The 975-nt window shown below is 73.6% G+C and carries 1 protein-coding gene; it reads left to right on the top strand.

The genetic code is table 11. The annotated features are described in order from the left end of the window. A partial coding sequence (locus IZR01_RS51935; RefSeq protein ID WP_228561471.1) for a mannosyltransferase family protein occupies nucleotides 1–975 on the top strand: 975 nt, incomplete at both ends.

Below are 975 nucleotides of genomic sequence, written 5' to 3' on the forward strand. Positions count from 1 at the left end.
GGGGACGGCTGCGCGGGGGACGGCTGTGTGGGGGCGCAGGGCGGTACCGCGCAGGAGCGGTTCGGGAGCGACGCGGGGCGGCTTGAGAACGACGCGGGGCGGGCCGAGAGCGACGCGGAGCGGCTTGAGAACGACGCGAAGCGGGCCGAGAGCGACGCGGAGCGGCCTGAGAACGACGCGGGGCGGGCCGAGAGCGACGCGGGGCGGCTTGAGAACGATGCCGTACCGCCGTCCCAAGGCGATGCTCCCGCGCAGCCCGAGGACGATGCCTGGCAGCACCTCCGAAGGCTGGGCGATGTGGACCGCGCGTCACTGGCGGTGTGGGGCGCCACGCGGCTCGGCATGGTGGTGCTGGCCTGGATCAGCGCGTGGGTGTTCATAACCGGGCCGACGAAGCCGGGGCCGTGGCTGGCCCGCTGGGATCGGTGGGACGAGGGGATCTTCCTCGGCATCGCGCAGCACGGGTATTTCGCGGCCGGGAGCGATCCGAGGCACGTGGCGTTCTTTCCCGGATTCCCGGTAGCGGTGAGGCTGGCGCACCTGTTCGTGTGGAACTGGGTGGCGGCCGGGTTGGCGGTGTCGCTGGTGGCCGGGGCGGTCGCGACCGTGGCGTTGGGGCGGTTGGCCGCGGAGGAGATGGAGCGGGGTCGGCGGCGCGGGGTCGGCGCCAGCCTCGCCGACCCCGCCAGCTCTGGCAGCCCTGGGAGTCCTGGCAGCCCTGGGAGATTCGCCCGCACGCGCGCCGCCCAGGCTGCCGCCAACGCGACCTTCTTCTTCGCTCTGGCTCCGGCAGCAGTGTTCCTCGCAGCGGGCTACAGCGAGAGCCTGTTCGCGGCCTTCGCCTTCTCCGCATGGCTAGCGGCACGCCGCGACCGCTGGGCGCTGGCCGTGGTGCTCGCGGCAGGCGCCAGCGCGGTGCGGGTGAACGGCCTCTTCCTCGCGGCGGCCATCGCGTTGGAGTTCGTTCTCGCCGGG

Origin of the sequence: Catenulispora pinisilvae, from assembly GCF_015356865.1 — a bacterium.
Taxonomy (GTDB): Bacteria; Actinomycetota; Actinomycetes; order Streptomycetales; family Catenulisporaceae; genus Catenulispora; species Catenulispora pinisilvae.